Consider the following 23,577-nt stretch of genomic DNA (forward strand, 5'->3'; position numbering starts at 1 on the left):
ACAGTGCATAAGCGAATGAACGGATAAAGCCCTAAAGTTGATGGCATGAATGTCGATACTAGTGCCATGCTGTATCCTGGGGGTTCTGGGACACTGAATGACGCATTAACCATTCAATTGACGGTGGGGATGGATGTAGTGGATAACAATATGAAAGAGCAGTACGCCAGGCGCAATAAAATGGCTATTTGCGCCACATTACGCGGACTGCAAAAGCAAGACGCCACAGTAATGGTGTATCACACGCACGGTCAGTTTATCAGCAAGATCCTTGAGGTTGATTCGGACGAAGAGGAATTCTTGTTTGACCTCGGCGCGCTGGAGCGTGAAAACAGTCGTGCGCTGTTTGCGGGTGAATTGGAGTTTGCGGCAGAAACGGCTGGCGCCAAGGTTGAATTTCGTTCCACGATCATCAGAACGGTCGAACATGACGGTTTTCCCGCCTTCTGCGCGGCGGTTCCCGATGTGCTGTACTATATCCAGCGCCGTAATTTTTTCCGTATCAACTCGCCTGCCTGGCCGCCTATGAGCTGTCGGGGCGAACTGCCGGACAACATCCATTTCGAATTTAGTCTGAAAGATTTGTCGCTGGGCGGCCTGTCCATGTACACCGACGACAAAGCCATGGCTGAACTGTTTGAGCCGGGCATGCTCCTGAAAAATATCGATGTGGATCTCGCCAGTTATGGGCAATTCTGTCTGGACTTGCATTTTGTCAATCATGCCACCACCAAAGTCGTTGACAGTAAAGGCGAAGTGAAACAGATCGAGCGTCTGAGCTTCAAGTTTTCGACGCTAAGTGCCGCGCAGGAGCGGGGATTACAGCAGGTGATAACCGAACTGGAACTGGATCAAAACGAAAAACGCAAACGGCTTCGCTAAGCAGTTTGATTCGTGCCGGCGACAGAGCTAACTGCGCAAGTCGTACACGATTGGCTTCACAGGTCTTGTCTCTGATTGCTGGCTGGGGCAAAATACGCGCCCTGAAAAACCGACGCATACCTATCGCGTCGGTTATTTTTTTGTATTTAATTTAAGAGGCCGGCGCTGTTGATGGCACCGGACAGATATCGGTAAAACGCATGCTACGGGCTGCGTAGAGTTAACAGAGAGACATAATGGGGCAATCAGTTGTTTTGGAGCCGGTGCCCGCCGGCTGGTGCTGCAAGCGCAGCGACAAGGGCGCCATGCTGGCCTGCCTGACATCGGGTGGCGTATCGGCTGCTCACCTCGGCTACGGCGACACCGCTCGTCCGTTCGCTTCCGGACGTTCTGGATACCTGAAATACCGCCGCACGGCGTCTTCGTCATTGATTGCGAGAGCACGGATGATGAGTGATGCCGGTAAGGTCGCTGATGGTAAAGGAGGTCTGCGTCATGACTGATTCCACTGTTTCTACGCCGCGGGTACAACTGCGCAAAACTCTGACGCTGGTTCCTGTAGTAATGATGGGCCTGGCCTACATGCAGCCGATGACGCTGTTTGATACCTTCGGTATCGTTTCCGGTCTGACCGATGGTCACGTCGCCACCGCATACGCATTTGCACTGATTGCCATTCTGTTTACCGCGCTTAGCTACGGCAAGCTGGTTCGTCGTTTCCCGTCCGCCGGGTCGGCCTATACCTATGCCCAGAAAGCCATTAGCCCGACTGTCGGCTTCATGGTGGGATGGTCGTCGCTGCTGGATTATCTGTTCATGCCGATGATCAACATCCTGCTGGCGAAAATCTATTTTGAAACCCTGATCCCCAGCATTCCGTCGTGGATCTTTGTGGTGCTGCTGGTGGGCTTCATGACGCTGTCCAACCTGCGCGGCATCAAAACCGTCGCCAACTTCAATAGCCTGATCGTCGTGCTGCAGGTCGCCGTGATGGTGGCCATCACCGGCATGGTGATTTATGGCGTGGCGCATGGCGAGGGCGCCGGGACGCTGACCAGCAGCCGTCCGTTCTGGTCCGATAACGCCCATGTGGTGCCGATGATCACTGGCGCGACGATCCTGTGCTTTTCGTTCCTCGGCTTTGACGGCATTAGTTCGCTGTCTGAAGAGACCAAAGATGCAGGCCGTGTGATTCCGAAAGCCATTTTTCTGACGGCGTTGCTCGGCGGCGTAATTTTCGTGGTGGTGTCCTACTTCCTGCAACTGTACTTCCCGGATATTTCACGTTTTCAACATCCGGATGCCTCTCAGCCTGAAATCATGCTGTACGTGGCGGGTAAGGCCTTCCAGTTCGGCATTCTGATTTTCTCCTGCGTTACCGTACTGGCGTCCGGTATGGCGGCGCACGCCGGCGTGTCCCGTCTGATGTACGTAATGGGGCGTGACGGCGTATTCCCGGAGCGCTTCTTCGGCTATGTACATCCGCACTGGCGGACGCCGGCGCTGAACGTACTGCTGGTCGGCGTTATCGCGCTGTCTGCCATTTCGTTCGATCTGGTTACCGCGACGGCGTTGATCAACTTCGGGGCGCTGGTGGCTTTCACCTTCGTCAATTTGTCGGTGATTTCTCAGTTCTATATCCGTGAGCGCCGCAACAAGACGCTGAAAGATAACGTGAACTACCTGATTCTGCCGGTCATGGGCGCGTTGACCGTCGGCGCGCTATGGCTGAATCTGGAAAGCACCTCAATGACGCTGGGGCTGGTATGGGCAGCGATTGGTCTGCTCTATCTGACGTTTGTGACGCGCAGTTTCAAACAGCCGGTACCGCAGTACAACGAAGATCTGGCGTAATGCTCTGACTGATGATGACAGGCTCCCGCGGGAGCCTGTTCTTTTATACGCAGGGTGCGCGGCGCTTATCTGTATATTGCGCTTATAGCGGAGCGGCGGCGAACAAATTGGTGCCACCCTGCCATACACGAATAAAACGGATATGGTCTAGCACCAGTGTAGCGGGTGACGTTTTCGCGTTCAGAAGTTGCTTAACGGTTGGCGACACGGTCGTCATTTCATCTTTTTCGTCCAGCAACGCGCCATAGGCAGCGACAACCGCGGCAAGATTATCAATGCCGGACTGCTGCGTCCCATCGCCGGTAACTATCAGTTTCAGCACGGTGACTCGCCCGGTGGTTTGAGAAACTTCACTGGTGAGTTTGATGTGTGAGTGAATGCCGGAAGAGGCTTCGCTACTAAGCGGATCGTTGCTCATCGTGAACCTGAAAGTGCAGTGCAGACGGAGCAGGTTGTCATTAATGCGCGTGACCAATTCCCGAGGCGTGATAGCAAAAGATTTTTCTACGACCTGCTGGGGCGGCGATACTAACTGGACCTGAGCGGACGCGGGCTGAATAAACGGCGCGGCACTGGCTGTCGATAACATGATGACCGACAAAACAGCAGAAAAGACGATACCAGGGCCGCAACGAGTAGTCCGGTGTAACCGCGGTGGTAAACGCATGATGTGTGTCTCGTTGCGATGTTGCCACATCTCAGGCGACCAGCCGTTGGGCATAGGCAACCAGTGCTTTTAGTAGCGCGGTTTTTTTCTCGTCATCCGCGTACTGCTGATACAAACTCTCCAGCAAATCTGAATAAGACTGCAACCGCTCTGGGGTAAAGACCTCACGACGATGCGCCAGCCAGCGCTGCTGCTCCTGCTCATCAAGCGTGCCGGGGAAATTGCGCGCCCGGTAGCGGAACAGCAATTCCTCCACCCGGCGATCGGCAAACTGGAGGTTCAGGGCCGGAAGGTGCTGGGAGTCGGTTTTACGGATGATGTCCATTGCGGCCCGATCGGCGTCGCTGAAAAAACCATCGTACAGCTGTAGGTCCACATCCGTCGATGCTTCAAACGGCGGGGCATCGGCAAACAGCGCCACCACTTTCTCCCGTACGCCGCCATGCTGACGCAGCAGTTGCAGATTGTTCAGGCAGTGCTGACGGTCAATACCCAGCCGCTCCGCGTCTTCCGGACGCAACGTGCTGGCCGGCGCCAGAACCGGGCATTTATTGATATGCACCAGTTTGATCGGCACCGGCGATTCGTCTTCCGCCAGCAGCGCACGGCGGGTATAAAGCCGGGTGCGCAGTTCATCCGCATTCAGCTCCAGCAACGGCTGAATATCGCCTACCAGATCGCAGACGATGACCGCATTGCGGTTATCCGGATGCCAGGCCAGCGGCACAATCCAGCTAGTATTACCGCGTGCGGCGCCAAACATGCCGGAAACGTGTACCAGCGGTTTCATTTGCGGAATATCGATTAACGCGCTGACTTTGTTCTTGTTACGCAACGTGTAGAGATAGTCGAACAGTTTCGGCTGCGATTGTTTGAGCAGGCGCGCCATGGCGATAGTGGCATACACATCCGACATGGCGTCGTGCGCCTGGGTGTGTTCGACGCCATTGGCGCGCGTCAGGTGTTCCAGCCTGAAGCTGGGAAAACCGTCGTCATTTTCCGGCCAGACAATGCCATCCGGGCGCAAGGCATAGCACGCCCGCAGCATGTCCAGTAAATCCCAGCGGGAGTTGCCGTTTTGCCAACTGTAGGCATAAGGATCGTAGAAGTTGCGGTAGAACAGATTCCGGCTGACTTCGTCATCAAACCGAATGTTGTTGTACCCCATGATGCAGGTGCCCGGCACGCTGAACGCCTCATGGATATGGCGGGCGAACTCCGCTTCGCGTATCCCACGGCTTTGCGCCACCTGTGGCGTGATGCCGGTAATCATCACCGCTTCCGGGTCGGGCAGATAATCGTCGGTTGGCTGGCAGTAGATCACTACCGGCTCGCCAATCACGTTAAAATTCAAATCGGTACGGATGCCGGCGAACTGCGCCGGGCGATCTTTGGCCGGATGTTTACCAAAGGTCTCATAGTCATGAATGAAAAAAGTGGGTTCGGTGTGTTGATTTTGCACGGTTTCTCTCTGTTCAGCCTGGCGACGGCAAGCGCTGGTAAACCAGTCATACCGCCGCGAAGCGTGTTTGTCACCGTCGGTTTTGCCCGGCGTAAGCGCCATGCGGAACGGCCCGCCAGTTTAAGGGCAAATCATCGTTCTTTCAGTAAAAACGGTGACGGACAACACAAAGCCGTCATGGTAAACCATCCTGCTGTCTGACAGAAGCCGACATGTGTGCCGCCCTGCGGTGTTGAATCGAGTCAGGTGCAATCAGAACGCGGGAGTGATAGGGTGCACATAAAGACAACGATTGCATCGGCGATATGGGAAAACCACCTTGTCGACGATAGTGGCTAACCTGTATGGTTAGTCTATGTTCCGCAATGATGCGCGTCGCTGGTATCGCTCACACAGTGTTATCAAAGCAACGATTGTTATCAGGGCGGAGGAGGATGCGCATTATTATGGGATACAGCCTGGAGTAACGCGGTCTCCGCATAACGAATTTTGATCGTTAAGTAAGGGTAGAAAAATGGAGAAGGGTAACACTAAGCCATGTTTCCAGGATGTGCTGGAATTCGTGCGTATGTTCCGTCGCAAGAACAAGCTGCAGCGTGAAATTGCGGATAATGAAAAGAAAATCCGCGATAACCAGAAACGTGTGCTGCTGCTGGATAACCTGAGCGAGTACATCAAACCGGGTATGTCGATTGAAGATATCCAGAACATTATCGCCAACATGCGTAGCGACTATGAGGACCGTGTGGATGAATACATCATCAAAAACGCGGAACTGTCGAAAGAGCGCCGCGAGCTGTCCCGTAAAATCAAGGAAATGGGTGAAATCAAACCGCCGGTGGACGCGAAATAACTTCACTGATGTTCAGGGCCGGTTTCCGGCCCTGATGCTTTTGGGGCGGGGTGATTATTCAGGCCGCCTATCTATGACTGTCTCATCACGATCTCCGGCGCCAGCGCGTTTTTCTGCTTCATACAGTCGCGCCATGCGCTGCCTGCCTCGCTTTTATCCAGCGCGTCTGCGTTGATGGCGGGGATCTCCCGCACCCGTGTGTCGATGACCTTGCCGCCGGTGGTGTCGATAGTCTGGTTTTTGATGTAATACCGCGTCATTACCCGGTATTTCCCGTCGAGGTGTCTTACCTGCGTCAGTAAATCGGTGGTGCATTCGTTGGCGGCGCGCGCCACATGCTGGAAGTCGGTATCGGTCGGAGCGTTCCGCGGCGCCATTGAGCAGGCTGACAACGCCAATACACTGATGATGGAAATCCTGTTTTTATACGGCATGTGCCAATGTTCCCTTTCGTTTTTCGCCAATTTTCGCTTTTCGCCAATAATCCGTGGCATATCCCTGCTTGCGCCACGATTAACATAACCGCCAGACGTGGCCTGAGGCATACCATTCAATGAGCTGCTGCTGCTTGTCAAGATGAGAGTCTGCGGGTTGTTGTCGCGCTCATGCCGCTTCGCATTGTTGTTGCAACGGATTGCAACCGTTGCGGTTGTTTGCGTAGCCGGTTCCGGGGTTGCCATGCGTTGCTTTCGCAAACGTTCATGGGTCGGCACACTGCCTCCCAGGCAGGATGACCGCCGGAAATTCGGCGACAAATGGTAAGGGACAAACCATCAGAATTTCATTGAACCAACTGGCGGCGGCGTTGATAGCAGGCCCGTTGTTATTGCTGATATTGCCGGATTTGCCGGAAAGACGTTCGCTGGTGTGGGGGCTGTCCGCACTGTGGCTGCTTAAAACACGTTTTTACCCGGTCGGTCTGGTGGCGCTGGGGGTGATCTGGAGCCTCTACAGTGGCCGGGTGATACTGAATCAGGTGGAACAATTTACCCAGCGACCGGTGACGGCAAGGGTTGGCGTCAGTAGCGTCCGATTTGCGCAGGCGGATGCCGGGCAGGTTGTGGTGCGGTTATGGGAGATCAACGGGCGCTGGGTGTTCCCGCCGATCTATGCACGGCTGGATGCACAGCCGCAGATGGCGGACTGGTGCGGCGGGCAGCAGTGGGAAGCCCGGTTGCGGTTGCGTCCGGTGCATAGCCGGTTGAACGAGGGCGGCTTTGACCGTCAGCGTTGGGCGCTGGCTAAGGCGCAGCCATTGACCGGACGGATACTCTCTGCCGCGGTGCTGGCGCCAGAATGTGGTTTGCGCCAGCGTCTGGTTGAACAGGCGGAACGGCAAACACGGGCATTGCCGTGGCGGTCGATCATACTGGCGTTGGCGATCGGTGAGATGACTCTGGTGGAGGATGACATCCTCGATGTGCTGCGGCAAACCGGAATCATGCACCTGATGGCGATATCGGGACTGCATATCGTGCTGGCGGCATTGTCTGGCTGGGGCGTGGTTCGTGCGGTGCAATATCTATTGCCGGTTCATTGGGTAGAACATCGCGCGCCGTTGTGGTGTGGGTTGTGCTGTGCCTGGGGATACGTCTGGTTGGCCGGAGGAAACCCGCCGGCGGTAAGGGCTGCGCTGGCGTTATCATGCTGGACGTTGCTAAGGATACGCGGCGTATCGGTTTCATCGTGGCAGGTATGGTTATGGTGCGTGGCGCTGATTCTGGTTAGTGACCCGCTGAGCGTGTTGTCGGACAGTTTCTGGCTCTCCGCGCTGGCGGTCGCCGCGCTGATTTTCTGGTACCAGTGGGCGCCGCTACCTCAGCATTTGCAACGGCCCAAACGCTGGGTATGGCTGCGAGGATTGCATTTGCAGACGGGAATCACACTGTTGCTGATGCCGCTGCAAGTGTTGTTGTTTCATGGCGTCAGCCTGAGTTCGTTGCCGGCCAATCTGTGGGCGGTGCCGTTGGTATCGTTTATTACAACGCCATTGATTCTGCTGGCGTTGCCGCTGATGGTCATCCCGGTGGCGGCGCAAGGCCTATGGTGGCTGGCCGATCGTTCGCTGGCACTGGTTTTCCTGCCGTTGCAGGCTATGCCGCCGGGCTGGTTGTCGCTGGGCGAAAGTGTGGTGCCTTACAGTGTGGCGGGATGGCTGACGGTGATCGTCTGGCGTTTTTCCTGGTGGCGAACTTATCCGCTCAGCCTGCTGGCTTTGGTACTGGTGATGCTGCTGCGCCCCAAATCGCCCGCGCCGTCGTGGCGGGTTGACATGCTGGATGTCGGTCACGGACTGGCGGTGGTGATTGAACGACAGGGTAAAGCCTGGCTGTATGATACCGGTCCCGGCTGGGACGGCGGCAACATGGCCGATCGTGAAATCCTGCCTTATCTTAAATGGCGGGGATTACAGCTGGAAGGGATCATCCTCAGTCATAGCCATCTGGATCACCGCGGCGGGCTGGAGGCATTACAGCGCGCGTTTTCGCATGTCCCGGTATACAGTCCGTTGCTTGAACCGGGGCATCGACCTTGCATACAAGGCGAACGATGGCGCTGGCAAGGGTTGACGTTCAGCGTTATCTGGCCGCCGCTACGGGTGCGTGAAGCCGGTAATCACGACTCCTGCGTGGTGCGGGTGGACGATGGCCGCTATCGGGTGCTGCTGACGGGCGATCTGGAGCGTGAAGATGAAGCCATACTGCTGCGTACTCAACGCGAAATGCTGGCGGCGGATATCCTGCAGGTGCCGCATCATGGCAGTACCACGTCATCATCGCCGCCATTTTTACGGGCGGTGGGGGTTGGGCCGGCGTTGTCGTCCAACTCCCGATACAATCCGTGGCGTTTACCGGCTGTCAGCGTGGTGCGTCGTTACCGTCAGGGTGGAGAGCGCTGGCACGATACCGCCAGCGACGGGCAGCTGAGTGTGCGTTTTTTCGACGAAGGCATCGAAATGTTGCGCTACCGGGGTGAAATATCCCCTCTCTGGTACCATCAGTGGTTTGGCGCTTACCGGGATAATGAGTAATAATAGACGGCTATTTATCAAAGGCTCAGGTTTATTGCATGATTAATGATAAAGATCTCTCCACGTGGCAGACGTTTCGTCGCCTATGGCCGATGATCACCCCTTATAAGGCCGGGCTTGCGGTCGCGGCGGTGGCGCTGGTGGTTAACGCCGCTGGCGATACGCTGATGCTGTCCCTGCTCAAGCCGCTGCTGGATGACGGATTCGGTAAGGCCGACCGCAGCGTGCTGGTGTGGATGCCGCTGGCTATCATCGGACTGATGATTATGCGCGGTATCTCCAGCTATATTTCCAGTTATTGTGTGGCCTGGGTATCAGGCAAAGTGGTGATGAACATGCGTCGTCGTCTGTTCAGCCACATCATGGGGATGCCGGTTTCCTTCTTCGATCAGCAGTCCACTGGTACGTTGTTGTCACGTATTACCTATGATTCCGAGCAGGTGGCCGCCTCTTCGTCAAACGCGCTGGTGACCGTGGTGCGGGAAGGGGCCTCCATCATTGGCTTGTTCGTGCTGATGTTCTGGTATAGCTGGCAGTTGTCGCTGATTCTGGTGCTGATCGCGCCGATTGTTTCCTACAGCATGCGCGTGGTGTCCAAACGTTTTCGCAGTATCAGCAAAAACATGCAGAACACGATGGGGCAGGTGACGACCAGCGCCGAGCAAATGTTGAAAGGGCACAAAGAAGTGCTGATTTTCGGCGGGCAAACCGTGGAAGTGGAGCGTTTCGACGCGGTCAGCAATCGCATGCGTCAACAAGGCATGAAGATGGTATCGGCATCCTCCATTTCTGATCCGGTAGTCCAGCTGATTGCCTCGCTGGCGCTGGCATTTGTGCTGTACGCCGCCAGTTTCCCGGCGGTAATGGCAACCCTGACCGCCGGCACCATCACGGTGGTGTTCTCTTCCATGTTTACCCTGATGCGCCCGCTTAAGTCGCTCACCAACGTCAATGCCCAGTTCCAGCGCGGCATGGCGGCTTGCCAGACCCTGTTCACCATTCTGGATATGGAGCAGGAAAAAGATACCGGCACACGTGTACTGGAGCACGCGAAGGGCGATATCGAGTTCCGTGGCGTCAACTTCGCTTACCCTGGAAAAGAAACGCTGGCGCTGAAAAATATCAGCCTGCATATCCCGCCGGGGAAAACGGTGGCGCTGGTAGGGCGTTCCGGTTCAGGTAAATCGACTATCGCCAACCTCATCACCCGGTTTTACGATATTCAGTCCGGTGAAATTTTGCTGGATGGACACGACCTGCGCGATTACACGTTGCCGTCATTGCGCAGCCAGGTTGCGTTGGTGTCCCAGAACGTTCACCTGTTCAATGATACGATTGCCAACAATATCGCGTATGCCTGCGGTGACCGCTACAGCCGCGAAGATATTGAGCGCGCCGCTAAAATGGCGCATGCGATGGATTTCATCGGCAAGCTGGAGCAGGGCCTGGATACGGTGATCGGCGAAAACGGCGTGCTGCTGTCCGGCGGCCAGCGTCAGCGTATCGCGATTGCCCGCGCCCTGTTGCGCGATTGCCCGATTCTGGTGCTGGATGAGGCTACCTCGGCGCTGGATACCGAGTCGGAGCGCGCTATTCAGGCGGCGCTGGACGAATTGCAGAAAAACCGCACCGCATTGGTGATCGCCCACCGGTTGTCCACCATTGAGAAGGCGGACGAAATTCTGGTGGTGGAAGACGGGCAGATCATCGAACGCGGTCAGCACGGTGAGTTGCTGGCCCGAAACGGGGCGTATGCCCAGTTGCACAAACTGCAGTTTGGCGCATGATTGAACGCATCTGGTCGGGGCGTTCCCCTCTATACCGGCTGTTGCTGCCGTTGTCGTTGCTCTATGGCCTGATCAGTCATCTTATCCGGTTGAGCTACCGTTGCGGCTGGCGCAACGTGTGGCGAGCACCGGTGCCGGTGGTAGTGGTGGGTAACCTGACCGCCGGCGGTAACGGCAAAACCCCGGTGGTGATCTGGCTGGTAGAGCAGTTGCAACAGCAAGGATATCGCGTCGGCGTGGTATCACGTGGTTATGGCGGTAAGACGGAGCGCTATCCGCTGCGGGTCACCGATGAGGTGACTTCTGCCCAGGCCGGCGATGAGCCGGTGCTGATTTACCAGCGCACCGGCGCGCCGGTCGCTGTAGCGCCCAAACGGCGCGACGCGGTAGCGGCGTTGCTGGCGCATCAGCCGCTGGACGTTATCGTGACTGATGATGGCCTGCAGCATTACGCGCTGGCGCGGGATATGGAATTGGTGGTGGTGGATGGCGTGCGCCGTTTTGGCAATGGCTGGTGGCTGCCAGCCGGGCCGATGCGGGAGCGGGCCTCGCGCCTGAGTTCGGTTGACGCTGTCATTGTGAATGGCGGCGAGGCGAAAAGCGGCGAAATCGCCATGCAGCTCACGGCGGGGGACGCGGTTAATCTGCTGACCGGAGAACGCCGCCCGGTATCAACATTGCCTCCGCTGGTCGCTATGGCGGGGATCGGTCATCCACCGCGCTTCTTTGCTACGCTGAAAGCGCTGGGAAGCACGCTGGTGCGTGAAGTAGCGTTTGCCGACCATCAGCATTGGCAACCGGAAGAATTGCAGGCGCTGACCGACAATGACCAGCAGCCCCTGATCATGACGGAAAAGGACGCGGTGAAATGTCGCGCCTTTGCTCGCGCCAACTGGTGGTATCTGCCGGTTGACGCCGTATTATCAGCGCCAGAATCGGCATTACTTCTACAGCGTCTGACGCGCCTGATTGATGCGCATTGCGTATCGCGCCAGACGGAAACCGGGTGACCGGCTATATTTTTGATAATCGCTTCTTGATGGAGGAAGCATGGATCATCGTTTGCTTGAAATCGTGGCTTGTCCGGTGTGTAACGGACGGCTGATTTTTGACAAAGAAAAGCAGGAACTGATTTGCAAAATCGAAGGGCTGGCTTACCCGGTGCGGGACGGCATTCCTGTCCTGCTGGAAAATGAAGCCCGTACGCTGGCGCCGGATGAGATCGCACAATGACGTTTACTGCAATTATTCCCGCCCGCTATGCATCCACCCGGTTACCGGGCAAGCCGCTGGCGGATATTCATGGCAAGCCGATGGTGGTGCACGTAATGGAACGCGCCCGCGAGTCTGGCGCCAGCCGTGTAGTAGTGGCAACCGATCACGCGGATGTCGCCCGTGCCATTGAACAGGCGGGCGGCGAAGTGTGCCTGACCAGCCCGGATCATAACTCCGGCACCGAACGACTGGCCGAGGTTATCGACCGTTACGGTTTTGCCGATGATGAAATCATCGTCAACGTGCAGGGCGATGAACCGCTGATTCCGCCTGTAATCATCCGTCAGGTAGCGGACAATCTGGCCGGCAGCCGCGCGGGTATGGCTACGCTAGCGGTGCCGATTACCACGTGTGAAGAAGCGTTCAATCCAAACGCGGTAAAAGTGGTGACGGATGCCGAAGGGTATGCGCTTTACTTCTCGCGCGCGACCATTCCGTGGGAACGGGACCGGTTTGCCGAATCCCGTGATGCCATCGGCGATCATTTCCTGCGCCATATCGGTATTTATGCCTATCGTGCCGGATTTATTCGCCGTTATGTCGGCTGGGCGCCCAGCCAGCTGGAGAAAATCGAAATGCTGGAGCAGCTGCGCGTGCTCTGGTATGGCGAGAAAATCCATGTAGCCGTCGCCAAAGAAGTGCCGAGCGTCGGGGTGGACACGCCTGAAGATCTGGCTCGTGTCAGAGCGGTGATGTCGGCAGCCTGATTCCGGCTCCCCACGAATCTTTTCGATAAGCGTATGCGTTGTTGGCGTATACGCTTTTTTTATCCCGCAGATTATCGGCTATCACTAAAGCCAGTAAATACGCTAATCACCCGCCGCTATTGTTATGCCACAAATGGTATAGCTTAATTAATAAATCTATTAGCAGGAATAATAAAAGCCCGTGCCGCAGGTGCACAATTGTTAATCATGACTTATTATTGGTCGGCATTTATCCGATGGCGGTGAATGCTCTGGGTTTTGTTTTACTTAAGGATGGAGTGACACAATGAAAGTGAATAAAAAATTTTTACCCGCAATAATTGGATGCGTGTTGGCCGGGACGGCAGCACAAAGTCTGGCAGCCGAATATTATCTGGCGCCGAATGGCAGTGATTCAGCCAGCGGCAGCAAGAGCGCACCCTGGAAGTCCTTTTCCCGCGCGCAGCAGACCCTCTCTCCCGGCGACCGCCTGTGGGTCCGCGGTGGAACCTACACCTTCACCGCCGGGCTTAACAGCTGCGCCAGCCAGACGGATATCGTGAACGCCATTACCCTGAATAAGAGTGGTACTTCGGGTAAACGCATCGAATATGTGGCTTATAGCGGCGAAACGCCGGTGTTTGATTTTAGCCAGATGAAAGATGATTGCCGCGTTAAAGGATTTAACGTAGTAGCCAACTGGGTTACCCTCAAAGGTTTGGAAATCAAAGGGGTACCGCAAAATAACAACAAGAACCACGAATCCTGGGGGGTGTGGATTAACGGCAGCAACAACCGTTTCGAACAACTCAATATCCACCACATCATGGGGACCGGGCTGTTTTTAAAGAACGGAGCCAACAACACCGTACTCAACACCGACTCTCATCACAACTATGACCCGCTGACCTCCAATGGCGCAGGTCAGAGCGGCGATGGTTTCGGCGCGCACATTGCCGCCAATATGCCGGGCAACATTTTCAGCGGCTGTCGCGCCTGGGCTAACTCGGATGACGGCTTTGACCTGATCAACGCCTACTCATCGGTGACGATTGAGAACTCCTGGGCCTGGTCGCACGGTTACCTGCCGGGCACCACCACTTCGCTGCCCGCTGGTAATGGCAACGGTTTCAAAGCCGGGGGTTACGGCGCTCAGTACGTGAGCAATGCGCCGAAACACATCGTGCGGAACTCGGTGGCATTCCTGAATAAAGCCGCGGGTTTCTATGCCAACCATCACCCGGTGGCGAATGATTTCTTCAACAATACGTCGTTCAAAAATACCGTCAATTACAGCATGCGTGGCATCGATGCGAGCGGTAACGCCATCGCGTTGGGCACGTTGCGTAACAACATCTCTTATGCTGCACGTTCGCAATCGCTGGCCTATACCGATGGCGCCAACATGCGTTACAACTCCTGGAACTTCAGCAACGTGATTTCCGATTCTGAATTCCAGAGCGTGTCCACTACCGGTTGGGATGCGGCGCGTCAGGCTGACGGCAGCCTGCCGGTGCTGAAAAACCTGCGTCTGGCGTCAGACAGCTGGATGATCGACAAGGGCGGCGATGTCAAAATCGCCTATAAAGGCGCCGCGCCGGATCTGGGTGCGTTTGAGCTGAAATAAGCGGAGAAAATGCTGCTATCCGCGGTAATTATCGGAAAAACTGTCGGATGACGTAACAGATGCCCGCTTCGGCGGGCATTTTTTTGCCGATGACGACGGCAATTGCAGCGTGGGCGCTCTGTCTATGCTCCATCCCGCATTTCGTTAACCGACATGCGTCGCTACATATCCTGTTTTCTTTGATCTGTATTGGGGAAATTGTTGTGTGCTGCTCGCATGATAAGTGCAAGAGCGTGCCTGTAACCGCGAGATCTTATCGCCTATGGAACTGTTAAAAGCCGAGTTGAGTACGGTGCTGGGCGAGTCGCTCAGCCGTCTTGAACGCATCAGTGAACAACCCTATGCGCATCTGTATGCCTTGTATGACCGCGCGGGCAACGCTATGCCGCTGCTGGCGAAAAGTTACATCTGCCAGGGGATTGCCGGGCAGGAAGCCTACAAGCTGACCATGCTGGCCCGGGAAGGTGAAGTCAGGCTGCCGACGGTCTACGGGATGGTGATGACCCATCAGGCGCCTTACAAAGAGCTGCTGCTTATCGAGCGTCTGCGTGGCGTGTCGGTGGAGGCGCCGTCCCGTTCGCCTCAGCGTTGGACGCTGCTGATGGACCAGATCGTCGAAAGCATGCTGGCCTGGCATCGTATCGATAGCCACGGCTGCGTCGGCACAGTGGACAGCACGCAGGACAACAGCTGGCCGAACTGGTATCGCCAGCGGCTGGAAGTGCTGTGGGCTACGCTGATGAATGTCAACGCCGCGCAGCTGACGCAGCAGGACCGCGCCGTACTGTACCGATCCCGGCAGAGCCTGCCCGCGCTGTTTGCGGATTTCGATGACAATTGCGTGCTGGTGCACGGCAACCTGACTCTGCGCAGCATGCTGAAAGATCCGCGCAGCGATCAACTGCTGGCGATGATCAATCCCGGCATGATGCTGTGGGCGCCGCGTGAGTACGACCTGTTCCGTTTATGTGAAGAGTCGGGCATGCCGGAACAACTGTTTTACCACTACCTGAAGCAGGCGCCGCTGGCCGAATCCTTCGTCTGCCGCCGCTGGCTGTACATCTTGTGGGCCGCGGTTTCCCGTTACATCCACACCGGCCAGTTGGACCGCCCGTTGTTCGATACCGCGACCCGCGAATTACTGCCCTGGCTGGAATAATCGGCGACGCGGGCGATCTTTGATCACCCGCGTACAGGCATCAGGACTCCGGCGGTGGCGTAACGCCTTTCATTTGTTGCCAGATCAGACCCAATCCTTCATACCAGGCGCGCTCGCTGTGCGACAGATAGAGTGCGGACGGAAATACCCGTTCCCATGGGTTAAGCGGCGAGGTGATGGCCAACTGGTTGGCCGGCGCCGGGATCGGATGCAGCCCGCGCGCCTGGAAAAAGCGGATGGCGCGCGGCAGATGGTTGGCGGACGTCACCAGCAGGAACGGCTGTTTGCCGACCAGCGCTTCGGTTCCGGCCGCCTCTTCTTCGGTATCGCGAGCCTGGTCCACCAACAGGATATCCTGCGCCGGGACGCCCAGGCTTTCGGCGACGCGGGCGGAGGTGCTGGCGCTGGTAACCGGATTGCCCTGCGCGGCGGCGCCGGTGAAAATCAGCTTGGATCCAGGGTTGGCGCGCCATAGCCTGATGCCTTCGGTGACGCGCGCCAGACTGTTATTGATCAGGTTGGCGCTGGGGGGCCAGTCCGGGTTGAAGGTGTAACCGCCGCCCAGCACCACGATGTAATTCGCCGTGGGGAAATCCGGCGTCCAGGTCGGGTAGCGTGACTCCAGCGGCAACAGCAGCCGATCGGCCACCGGCTGCAGACTCAGCAACAGCAACGCCAGCCAGCCTCCGGTCAGCAGGATCCGGGCGGTTTTCTGCCAACGGGAAAACCACAGCAGGGCGAGGGCAAGACCCATCACCAGCATCAGCAACGGTAGCGGCAGCAACAGACTACCGATGTATTTTTTGACGGCAAACAGCATAAAATAGCGTCCCTTTTGAATGAAAAAACGCCATACGGGCGAAAATAGGCGTTCAGACCATTTATTCTAGGCCAGCCTGTGACAGAATGTCAGGTTCAGAGAAAAACCAGTTGTTTAGGTAGTGCAGTCACCCATCATGCGGAACCGTGGAATGCAGGATCGTAATTTTAACGATATCGCTGACAAATTTGCCCGAAACATTTATGGCACCACCAAAGGGCGGTTGCGTCAGGCGGTATTGTGGCAGGATCTGGAAATTCTGCTGACGCGCCTGCCGTCGCAACCGCTGCGCATTCTGGATGCAGGCGGCGGCGAAGGGCCGATGTCACGTCGGCTGGCCGCGTTGGGGCATCAGGTGTTGTTGTGCGACCTGTCCGATGAGATGATTGCGCGCGCCCGTGAGGCGGCGCAGGAAGCGGGGGTGGCTGATAATATGCGCTTCGTGCGGTGCGCCGCGCAGGACGTCGGCGCGCATTTGTCGCAGCCGGTGGATCTGGTGCTGTTTCACGCCGTGCTGGAGTGGGTGGCGGAGCCGCAGCAGGCGTTGCGGGCATTGACCGACTGTCTGGCGCCGGGCGGCGCGCTGTCGCTGATGTTTTACAACCATCAGGCGCTGGTGATGCGCAACATGGTGCTGGGCAATTTCGGCTATGTGGACGCCGGCATGCCCAAGCGCAAACGCCGTTCGCTGTCGCCGGATCACCCGCTTGACCCGCCGCAGGTCTATCAGTGGCTCGCCGAACTGGGGCTACAGCTGAACGGCAAGACCGGCATACGGGTGTTTCATGACTACCTACAGAACAAGCAACAACAGATTGACGATTTTGACCTGCTGCTGGCGCTGGAACAGCGCTACTGCCGGCAGGAACCCTTTGTCAGCCTGGGGCGCTACATTCATGTTATGGCGCACAAGCATGTCATGGCGCACAAGCCCCCTATGAAGGATGCATTATGAGTGATTTTTCCCAGACCGTACCCGAACTGGTTGCCTGGGCGAGAAAAAATGACTTCGCCATTACGCTGCCCACCGAGCGTCTGGCGTTTTTGCTGGCTATCGCCACCCTGAACGGCGAACGTATGGACGGCGAAATGAGCGAAGGGGAACTGGTGGACGCCTTCCGTCACGTCAGCAAGGGTTTTGAGCAGACCAATGAAACCATTCCGGTGCGCGCCAATAATGCGATCAACGATCTGGTGCGTCAGCGGTTGATTAACCGTTTTACCAGCGAACTGGCGGACGGCAACGCTATCTATCGCCTGACGCCGCTGGGTATCGGCATCACCGACTATTACATTCGTCAGCGCGAGTTTTCCGCGCTGCGCCTGTCGATGCAGTTGTCGATCGTGGCGCAGGAGTTGGGACGAGCGGCGGAAGCGGCGGAAGAGGGCGGCGACGAGTTCCACTGGCATCGCAATGTCTTCGCGCCACTCAAGTATTCGGTGGCGGAGATTTTCGACAGCATCGACCTGTCGCAGCGGGTGATGGATGAGCAGCAACAAGGGGTGAAAGAGAATATCGCCGGGCTGCTCAATCAGGACTGGCGCGCTGCGATTTCCAGCTGTGAAAAGCTGCTGACCGAAACTTCCGATACCCTGCGGGAATTGCAGGACACGCTGGAAGCGGCGGGCGACAAGCTACAGACCAGCCTGCTGCGTATTCAGGACGCCACGCTCGGTCAGGCGGCGCTGTCGTTTGTCGACAATCTGGTCTTCGACCTGCAGGGCAAACTCGATCGCATCATTAGCTGGGGTCAGCAGAGCATCGACCTGTGGATCGGCTATGACCGTCACGTACATAAATTCATCCGTACCGCCATCGATATGGATAAAAATCGCGTGTTTTCCCAGCGTTTGCGCCAGTCGGTACAGAGCTATTTCGAGGCGCCGTGGGCGCTGACCTACGCCAATGCCGATCGTCTGCTGGATATGCGCGATGAAGAGCTGGCGCTGCGTTCCGAGGAAGTCACCGGCGAATTGCCGCCGGATTTGGAGTATGAAGCCTTTAGCGAAATCCGTGAGCAGATCGCCGCGATGATCGAGCAGGCGCTGCAAAAATACAAACAGCAACAAATACCGCTTAATCTGGGCGACGTAGTGCGGGAGTACCTGACGCAGTATCCGCGCTCGCAGCATTTCGACGTTGCCCGAATCGTGGTCGACCAGGCGGTTCGCCTGGGCGTGGCCGAAGCTGATTTCACTGGATTGCCTGCGCTGTGGCAGGCAATCAATGATTACGGAGCCAAGGTGCAGGCCCATGTCATCGATAAATATTGATCAACACGTTTCTGCGCGGCTGATGACCGCGCTCTCCAACACATTGTTTCCGGCGCTGGACAGCCAGTTGCGCGCCGGGCGCCACATTGGCGTGGAGGAGCTGGAGAATCACGTTTTCCTGATGGATTTTCAGGATGAGCTGGAACAATTCTACGGCCGTTACAACGTGGAGCTGATTCGCGCGCCGGAAGGCTTTTTCTACCTGCGGCCGCGCTCCACCACGCTGATCCCGCGCTCGGTGCTGTCCGAGCTGGACATGATGGTGGGCAAGATCCTTTGCTACCTCTACCTCAGCCCGGAACGTCTGGCGCACGAGGGGATTTTCAGCCAGCAGGAACTGTACGAGGAACTGCTGAGCCTGGCGGACGAAAACAAACTGCTGAAGCTGGTGAACCAGCGTTCCACCGGGTCGGACCTCGACCGGCAGAAACTGCAGGAGAAAGTCCGCACCTCGCTCAACCGTCTACGCCGTCTCGGCATGATTTATTTCATGGGGACCGACAGCAGCAAATTCCGCATTACCGAGGCGGTGTTCCGCTTCGGCGCCGATGTGCGCAGCGGCGACGATCCGCGCGAAGCACAACTGCGGATGATTCGCGACGGCGAAGCCATGCCGGTTGATGGCAGCCTGTCGCTGGACGATAGCGATGATGGCGACGGCGCTGGCGATAACGCTTCCAGTGATGACCAACGTGCTGAGGATGAACAGGAATGATTGAACGCGGTAAATTTCGCTCACTGACGCTGGTTAACTGGAACGGTTTCTTTGCCCGCACCTTTGATCTGGACGAGCTGGTGACCACCCTGTCCGGGGGCAACGGCGCCGGAAAATCCACTACCATGGCGGCGTTTATCACCGCGCTGATCCCGGACCTGACGCTGCTGCACTTCCGTAATACCACGGAAGCGGGCGCCACCAGCGGCTCCCGCGACAAGGGGCTGCACGGCAAGCTGCGCGCCGGCGTGTGTTACTCGGTGCTGGATGTGGTCAATTCGCGCCATCAGCGCGTGCTGGTCGGGGTCCGGCTGCAGCAGGTCGCCGGGCGCGACCGCAAGGTCGACATCAAACCCTTCACCATTCAGGGGCTGCCGGTCGCCGTCTCGCCGACGCAGATCCTCACCCAGACGGTGGGCGATCGTCAGGCGCGGGTGTTGTCGCTGCAGGAAGTGAAAGACCGGCTCGACGAGTACGAAAGCGTCCAGTTCAAGCAGTTCAACTCCATTACCGATTACCATTCGCTGATGTTCGATCTCGGCGTCGTGCCGCGGCGCCTGCGTTCGGCATCGGACCGCAGCAAGTTCTATCGCCTGATCGAAGCCTCGCTGTACGGCGGGATTTCCAGCGCCATCACCCGGTCGCTGCGCGACTACCTGCTGCCGGAAAACAGCGGGGTGCGTAAAGCTTTCCAGGACATGGAGGCCGCGCTGCGCGAAAACCGCATGACGCTGGAGGCGATTCGCGTCACCCAGTCGGACCGTGACCTGTTCAAGCACCTGATTTCCGAAGCCACCTCTTACGTGGCGGCGGATTACATGCGCCACGCCAATGAACGGCGCATCCATCTGGACGGCTCGCTGGCGCTGCGTCGCGAATTGTTCGCCAGCCGCAAGCAGTTGATCACCGAGCAGACCCGTCATGTGGAAATGGCGCGGGAACTGCAAGAGCAGAGCGGCGCTGAAAGCGATCTGGAAACCGATTATCAGGCCGCCAGCGATCACCTCAATCTGGTGCAAACCGCGATGCGTCAGCAGGAGAAGATCGAACGTTACAACGCCGATCTGGAAGAACTGAGCTACCGGCTGGAAGAGCAAAACGAGGTGGTGGAAGAGGCGCGCGATCAGTTGGAAGAGAGCGAAGCCCGCGCCGACGCCGCCGAGCAGGAAGTGGATGAACTGAAAAGCCAACTGGCCGACTACCAGCAGGCGCTGGATGTGCAGCAGACGCGCGCCATTCAGTACAATCAGGCGCAGCAGGCGCTGGAGCGCGCCCGCAGCTTGTGTCAGGTGCCGGAACTGACGCCGGACAATGCCGATGAATGGCTCGACAGTTTCCAGGCTAAAGAGCAGGAAGCCACCGAACTGCTGTTGATGCTGGAGCAGAAACTGAGCGTGGCGGACGCCGCCAACAGCCAGTTCGAACAAGCATACCAACTGGTGTGCCGCATCGCCGGCGCCATCAGCCGCAGCGAAGCCTGGGACGTGGCCCGCGATGTGCTGCGCGACAGCTCTTCTCAGCGCTATCTGGCCGAGCAGGTGCAGCCGCTGCGTATGCGGTTGTCGGAACTGGAACAACGCCGGCGCGAGCAGCAGGACGCCGAGCGTCTGTTGCAGGAGTTCGTCAAGCGCAGCGGTCAGGATTACCAGCCGGAAGATCTCGACAGCCTGCAGCAGGAGCTGGAAGCCCGTATCGAAGACCTGTCCGTTCGCGTGTCGGAAGCCGGCGAGCACCGCCTGGCGCTGCGTCAGGAACTGGAGCAGATCCAGCAGCGTATCGCGCAGTTGACCACCCGCGCGCCGGTATGGCTGGCGGCGCAGGAAGCGCTGACCCAGCTTGGCGAGCAGAGTGGCGAAAACTTTGTCGACAGTCAGCAGGTCACCGAATTCATGCAGCAACTGCTGGAGCGCGAGCGTGAAACCACGGTGGAGCGCGACCGCGTGGCGGTGCGCAAGCAGCAGGTGGATGCGCAGATTGAGCGCCTGAGCCAGCCGGGCGGTTCCGAAGATCCGCGCCTTAACGCGCTGGCGGAACGGTTTGGCGGGGTGCTGCTATCCGAAATTTATGACGACGTCACGTTGGATGACGCGCCGTACTTCTCCGCGTTATACGGCCCGTCGCGTCATGCCATCGTGGTGGCGGATCTGTCGCTGGTGCGCGAACAACTGGCCGGCCTGGACGATTGCCCGGAAGATCTCTACCTGATCGAGGGAGATCCGCAATCGTTCGACGACAGCGTGTTCGAGGTGGAGGAGCTGGAGAAAGCGGTGGTGGTGAAAACCGCCGAGCGCCAGTGGCGCTACTCGCGCTTCCCGGAGGTGCCGCTGTTCGGCCGCGCCGCCCGCGAGCAGCGGCTGGAGAGCCTGCGTGAAGAGCGCGAGCAACTGGCCGAGCAGTACGCCACGCTGTCGTTTGACGTGCAGAAGATTCAGCGTCTGCATCAGGCGTTCAGCCGCTTTATCGGCAGCCACCTGGCGGTGGTGTTCGAATCGGATCCGGAAGCGGAAATTCGCCAGATCAGCACCCGGCGCGGCGAGCTGGAGCGCGCCATCAGCAATTTCGATAGCGAAAACCAGCAGCAGCGTCAGCAGTATGAACAAGCCAAAGAGCAGGCCGGCATGCTGAACCGCCTGATTCCGCGTATCAGCCTGTTGTGCGACGACGCGCTGGCGGATCGGGTGGAAGTATTGCGCGAAGAGCTGGACGAAGCCGAAGAGGCCGCCCGTTTCATGCAGCAGCACGGTGCGTCGCTGGTGAAACTGGAGCCGCTGGCGGCGGTGTTGCAGAACGACCCGCAACAGCATGAACAGATGCGCGAAGATTACGCGCAGGCGCAGGCGTCGCAGCGCGCCGCCAAACAGCAGGCTTTCTCCCTGACCGAAGTGGTCCAACGCCGCGCCCATTTCAGCTACACCGATTCGGCGGGCATGCTTAACGCCAACGCCGATCTCAACGATAAACTGCGTCAGCGGCTGGAGCAGGCGGAGCAGGAACGTACCCGCGCCCGCGAACAACTGCGCCAGCAGCAGGCGCAACTGACGCAGTACAGCCAGTTGCAGGCGTCGCTGAAGAGCTCTTACGACGCCAAGCGCGACATGCTCAAGGAACTGACGCAGGAACTGTCGGACATCGGCGTGCGCGCCGATGCGGACGCCGAAGCGCGCGCTCGTACGCGTCGCGATGAACTGCACGCCGCCTTGAGCGCCAACCGTTCCCGCCGCAATCAGCTGGAGAAACAGATCACCTTCTGTGAAGCGGAGATGGACGGTTTGCAGAAGAAACTGCGCAAGCTGGAGCGCGATTACCACGTCATGCGCGAGCAGGTGGTGACCGCCAAGGCGGGCTGGTGCGCGGTGATGCGGCTGGTGAAAGACAATGGCGTCGAGCGCCGTCTGCACCGTCGTGAACTGGCGTACATGAGCGGCGACGAACTGCGTTCCATGTCGGATAAGGCGCTGGGGGCGTTGCGCCAGGCGGTGGCGGACAACGAACATCTGCGTGATGTGCTGCGTATGTCGGAAGACCCGAAACGGCCGGAACGCAAAGTGCAGTTCTACATTGCGGTGTACCAGCATCTGCGTGAGCGTATCCGGCAGGATATCATCCGCACCGATGACCCGGTGGAAGCCATCGAACAGATGGAAATTGAGCTGAACCGGCTGACCGAAGAGCTGACGGCTCGCGAGAAGACGCTGGCGATCAGTTCCCGCAGCGTGGCGAACATCATCCGCAAGACCATTCAGCGCGAGCAGAACCGCATCCGCATGCTCAACCAGGGGCTGCAGGCGGTAGCGTTCGGTCAGGTGAAGAGCGTGCGGCTGAATGTCAACGTACGCGAAACCCACACCACGCTGCTTAATGTGCTGTCCGAGCAGCAGGAACTGCATCAGGACCTGTTCAACAGCACCCGCCTGACCTTCTCCGAAGCGCTGGCGAAGCTGTATCAGCGCCTGAACCCGGAAATCGACATGGGGCAGCGCACGCCGCAGACCATCGGCGAAGAGCTGCTGGATTACCGCAACTATCTGGAGATGGAAGTGGAAGTCAACCGCGGCGCCGACGGCTGGCTGCGTGCCGAGAGCGGGGCGCTGTCCACCGGTGAAGCGATCGGTACCGGGATGTCGATTCTGGTGATGGTGGTGCAGAGCTGGGAAGAAGAGTCCCGTCGCCTGCGCGGCAAGGATATTTCACCGTGCCGTCTGCTGTTCCTCGACGAAGCGGCGCGTCTGGACGCCAAGTCCATCGCCACCTTGTTCGAACTGTGCGAACGGCTGGAAATGCAGCTGATTATCGCCGCGCCGGAGAACATCAGCCCGGAAAAAGGCACCACTTACAAACTGGTGCGAAAAGTGTTCCAGAACCACGAGCATGTACACGTGGTCGGGCTGCGTGGGTTTGCTTCTGAAACGAAAGAGAACCTGCTGACGCCGTAATTTCCTCTGCGTAATTCTCATCTGAGCAACAATGCGCCATACCGTCGGGTAT

General features: G+C 57.8%; 19 protein-coding genes. 15 read left to right on the top strand and 4 right to left on the bottom strand.

Annotation, left to right across the window (positions count from 1 at the left end; translation table 11 throughout):
- Positions 1-129: 129 nt before the first annotated feature.
- The 3 genes from DXX3274_RS10170 (at position 130) to DXX3274_RS10175 (ending at position 2,736) form a co-directional block, all read left to right on the top strand.
- Positions 130-882 (top strand): flagellar brake protein, encoded by a 753-nt coding sequence (locus tag DXX3274_RS10170; RefSeq protein WP_042859690.1) that lies wholly within the window; start codon positions 130-132, stop codon positions 880-882.
- Between the two features lie 236 nt (positions 883-1,118).
- On the top strand, positions 1,119-1,385 hold the full coding sequence (locus tag DXX3274_RS22820) for a hypothetical protein (protein WP_071603940.1): 267 nt from the start codon (positions 1,119-1,121) through the stop codon (positions 1,383-1,385).
- Complete coding sequence (locus DXX3274_RS10175) at positions 1,378-2,736, top strand: APC family permease (RefSeq protein WP_042859691.1); 1,359 nt, start codon at positions 1,378-1,380, stop codon at positions 2,734-2,736. The genes DXX3274_RS22820 and DXX3274_RS10175 overlap by 8 nt, the downstream gene beginning before the upstream one ends.
- Before the next feature lie 82 nt (positions 2,737-2,818).
- Here DXX3274_RS10175 and DXX3274_RS10180 read toward each other — a convergent pair whose 3' ends face one another.
- A complete protein-coding gene (locus DXX3274_RS10180) occupies positions 2,819-3,403 on the bottom strand; it encodes a hypothetical protein (RefSeq protein WP_152495251.1) in 585 nt (194 codons plus the stop codon).
- 31 nt (positions 3,404-3,434) lie between these two features.
- Entirely contained in the window at positions 3,435-4,865 is a 1,431-nt protein-coding gene (gene sbcB, locus DXX3274_RS10185; protein WP_042862025.1) for an exodeoxyribonuclease I, read from the bottom strand.
- Positions 4,866-5,379: 514 nt separating this feature from the next.
- On the opposite strand from sbcB, the gene DXX3274_RS10190 reads away from it, so the two are divergent.
- The gene (locus tag DXX3274_RS10190; RefSeq protein ID WP_042859693.1) at positions 5,380-5,718 is read left to right on the top strand and encodes a DUF496 family protein; all 339 of its coding nucleotides are present in this window, start codon (positions 5,380-5,382) and stop codon (positions 5,716-5,718) included.
- Between the two features lie 71 nt (positions 5,719-5,789).
- Here DXX3274_RS10190 and DXX3274_RS10195 read toward each other — a convergent pair whose 3' ends face one another.
- The gene (locus DXX3274_RS10195; RefSeq protein WP_042859694.1) at positions 5,790-6,152 is read right to left on the bottom strand and encodes a hypothetical protein; all 363 of its coding nucleotides are present in this window, start codon (positions 6,150-6,152) and stop codon (positions 5,790-5,792) included.
- 296 nt (positions 6,153-6,448) lie between these two features.
- Between DXX3274_RS10195 and DXX3274_RS10200 the strand changes: the two genes are divergently transcribed.
- The 7 genes from DXX3274_RS10200 to DXX3274_RS10230 all read left to right on the top strand — a co-directional run bounded on the left by DXX3274_RS10200 (position 6,449) and on the right by DXX3274_RS10230 (position 15,283).
- Positions 6,449-8,749, top strand: coding sequence for a ComEC family protein (locus tag DXX3274_RS10200; RefSeq protein WP_084478750.1), 2,301 nt, complete (start codon positions 6,449-6,451; stop codon positions 8,747-8,749).
- Between the two features lie 38 nt (positions 8,750-8,787).
- Positions 8,788-10,536 (top strand): lipid A ABC transporter ATP-binding protein/permease MsbA, encoded by a 1,749-nt coding sequence (gene msbA, locus DXX3274_RS10205; protein ID WP_038659221.1) that lies wholly within the window; start codon positions 8,788-8,790, stop codon positions 10,534-10,536.
- Complete coding sequence (lpxK, locus tag DXX3274_RS10210) at positions 10,533-11,546, top strand: tetraacyldisaccharide 4'-kinase (RefSeq protein ID WP_042859695.1); 1,014 nt, start codon at positions 10,533-10,535, stop codon at positions 11,544-11,546. The genes msbA and lpxK overlap by 4 nt, the downstream gene beginning before the upstream one ends.
- Before the next feature lie 40 nt (positions 11,547-11,586).
- On the top strand, positions 11,587-11,769 hold the full coding sequence (locus tag DXX3274_RS10215; RefSeq protein ID WP_013317752.1) for a Trm112 family protein: 183 nt from the start codon (positions 11,587-11,589) through the stop codon (positions 11,767-11,769).
- Positions 11,766-12,518: a 3-deoxy-manno-octulosonate cytidylyltransferase gene (gene kdsB, locus DXX3274_RS10220; RefSeq protein WP_042859696.1), complete on the top strand. Its 753-nt coding sequence runs from the start codon at positions 11,766-11,768 to the stop codon at positions 12,516-12,518. The genes DXX3274_RS10215 and kdsB overlap by 4 nt, the downstream gene beginning before the upstream one ends.
- 286 nt (positions 12,519-12,804) lie before the next feature.
- Positions 12,805-14,124, top strand: coding sequence for a pectate lyase PelN (gene pelN, locus DXX3274_RS10225; protein ID WP_042859697.1), 1,320 nt, complete (start codon positions 12,805-12,807; stop codon positions 14,122-14,124).
- 262 nt (positions 14,125-14,386) lie between these two features.
- Positions 14,387-15,283, top strand: a complete 897-nt coding sequence (locus DXX3274_RS10230; RefSeq protein WP_042859698.1) for a YcbJ family phosphotransferase — start codon at positions 14,387-14,389, stop codon at positions 15,281-15,283.
- A gap of 40 nt (positions 15,284-15,323) precedes the next feature.
- On the opposite strand, the gene elyC is transcribed toward DXX3274_RS10230, so the two are convergent.
- Positions 15,324-16,103, bottom strand: a complete 780-nt coding sequence (gene elyC, locus DXX3274_RS10235) for an envelope biogenesis factor ElyC (protein WP_042859699.1) — start codon at positions 16,101-16,103, stop codon at positions 15,324-15,326.
- Between the two features lie 151 nt (positions 16,104-16,254).
- On the opposite strand from elyC, the gene cmoM reads away from it, so the two are divergent.
- The 4 genes from cmoM to mukB are packed head-to-tail and all read left to right on the top strand — an operon-like array spanning position 16,255 to position 23,525.
- Positions 16,255-17,058 carry a tRNA uridine 5-oxyacetic acid(34) methyltransferase CmoM gene (gene cmoM, locus DXX3274_RS10240; protein WP_042859700.1) on the top strand — a complete coding sequence of 268 codons (804 nt, stop codon included), beginning with the start codon at positions 16,255-16,257 and terminating at the stop codon, positions 17,056-17,058.
- Positions 17,055-18,377: a chromosome partition protein MukF gene (mukF, locus tag DXX3274_RS10245; protein ID WP_038659203.1), complete on the top strand. Its 1,323-nt coding sequence runs from the start codon at positions 17,055-17,057 to the stop codon at positions 18,375-18,377. The genes cmoM and mukF overlap by 4 nt, the downstream gene beginning before the upstream one ends.
- A complete protein-coding gene (gene mukE / locus DXX3274_RS10250) occupies positions 18,358-19,092 on the top strand; it encodes a chromosome partition protein MukE (RefSeq protein ID WP_038659200.1) in 735 nt (244 codons plus the stop codon). Before mukF ends, mukE begins: the two co-directional genes overlap by 20 nt.
- Complete coding sequence (mukB, locus tag DXX3274_RS10255; RefSeq protein WP_042859701.1) at positions 19,089-23,525, top strand: chromosome partition protein MukB; 4,437 nt, start codon at positions 19,089-19,091, stop codon at positions 23,523-23,525. Before mukE ends, mukB begins: the two co-directional genes overlap by 4 nt.
- Positions 23,526-23,577: the final 52 nt, after the last annotated feature.

The organism is Dickeya sp. NCPPB 3274, from assembly GCF_000406205.1.
Lineage (GTDB): Bacteria > Pseudomonadota > Gammaproteobacteria > Enterobacterales > Enterobacteriaceae > Dickeya > Dickeya fangzhongdai.

What these genes read in the sequence shown, in the direction of transcription:
- DXX3274_RS10170 (WP_042859690.1), top strand. Translation starts at nt 130, where the DNA reads ATGGATGTAGTGGATAACAATATGAAAGAGCAGTACGCCAGGCGCAAT.
- DXX3274_RS22820 (WP_071603940.1), top strand. Translation starts at nt 1,119, where the DNA reads ATGGGGCAATCAGTTGTTTTGGAGCCGGTGCCCGCCGGCTGGTGCTGC.
- DXX3274_RS10175 (WP_042859691.1), top strand. Translation starts at nt 1,378, where the DNA reads ATGACTGATTCCACTGTTTCTACGCCGCGGGTACAACTGCGCAAAACT.
- DXX3274_RS10180 (WP_152495251.1), bottom strand. Translation starts at nt 3,403, where the DNA reads ATGCGTTTACCACCGCGGTTACACCGGACTACTCGTTGCGGCCCTGGT.
- DXX3274_RS10190 (WP_042859693.1), top strand. Translation starts at nt 5,380, where the DNA reads ATGGAGAAGGGTAACACTAAGCCATGTTTCCAGGATGTGCTGGAATTC.
- DXX3274_RS10195 (WP_042859694.1), bottom strand. Translation starts at nt 6,152, where the DNA reads ATGCCGTATAAAAACAGGATTTCCATCATCAGTGTATTGGCGTTGTCA.
- DXX3274_RS10200 (WP_084478750.1), top strand. Translation starts at nt 6,449, where the DNA reads ATGACCGCCGGAAATTCGGCGACAAATGGTAAGGGACAAACCATCAGA.
- msbA (WP_038659221.1), top strand. Translation starts at nt 8,788, where the DNA reads ATGATTAATGATAAAGATCTCTCCACGTGGCAGACGTTTCGTCGCCTA.
- lpxK (WP_042859695.1), top strand. Translation starts at nt 10,533, where the DNA reads ATGATTGAACGCATCTGGTCGGGGCGTTCCCCTCTATACCGGCTGTTG.
- DXX3274_RS10215 (WP_013317752.1), top strand. Translation starts at nt 11,587, where the DNA reads ATGGATCATCGTTTGCTTGAAATCGTGGCTTGTCCGGTGTGTAACGGA.
- kdsB (WP_042859696.1), top strand. Translation starts at nt 11,766, where the DNA reads ATGACGTTTACTGCAATTATTCCCGCCCGCTATGCATCCACCCGGTTA.
- pelN (WP_042859697.1), top strand. Translation starts at nt 12,805, where the DNA reads ATGAAAGTGAATAAAAAATTTTTACCCGCAATAATTGGATGCGTGTTG.
- DXX3274_RS10230 (WP_042859698.1), top strand. Translation starts at nt 14,387, where the DNA reads ATGGAACTGTTAAAAGCCGAGTTGAGTACGGTGCTGGGCGAGTCGCTC.
- elyC (WP_042859699.1), bottom strand. Translation starts at nt 16,103, where the DNA reads ATGCTGTTTGCCGTCAAAAAATACATCGGTAGTCTGTTGCTGCCGCTA.
- cmoM (WP_042859700.1), top strand. Translation starts at nt 16,255, where the DNA reads ATGCAGGATCGTAATTTTAACGATATCGCTGACAAATTTGCCCGAAAC.
- mukF (WP_038659203.1), top strand. Translation starts at nt 17,055, where the DNA reads ATGAGTGATTTTTCCCAGACCGTACCCGAACTGGTTGCCTGGGCGAGA.
- mukE (WP_038659200.1), top strand. Translation starts at nt 18,358, where the DNA reads ATGTCATCGATAAATATTGATCAACACGTTTCTGCGCGGCTGATGACC.
- mukB (WP_042859701.1), top strand. Translation starts at nt 19,089, where the DNA reads ATGATTGAACGCGGTAAATTTCGCTCACTGACGCTGGTTAACTGGAAC.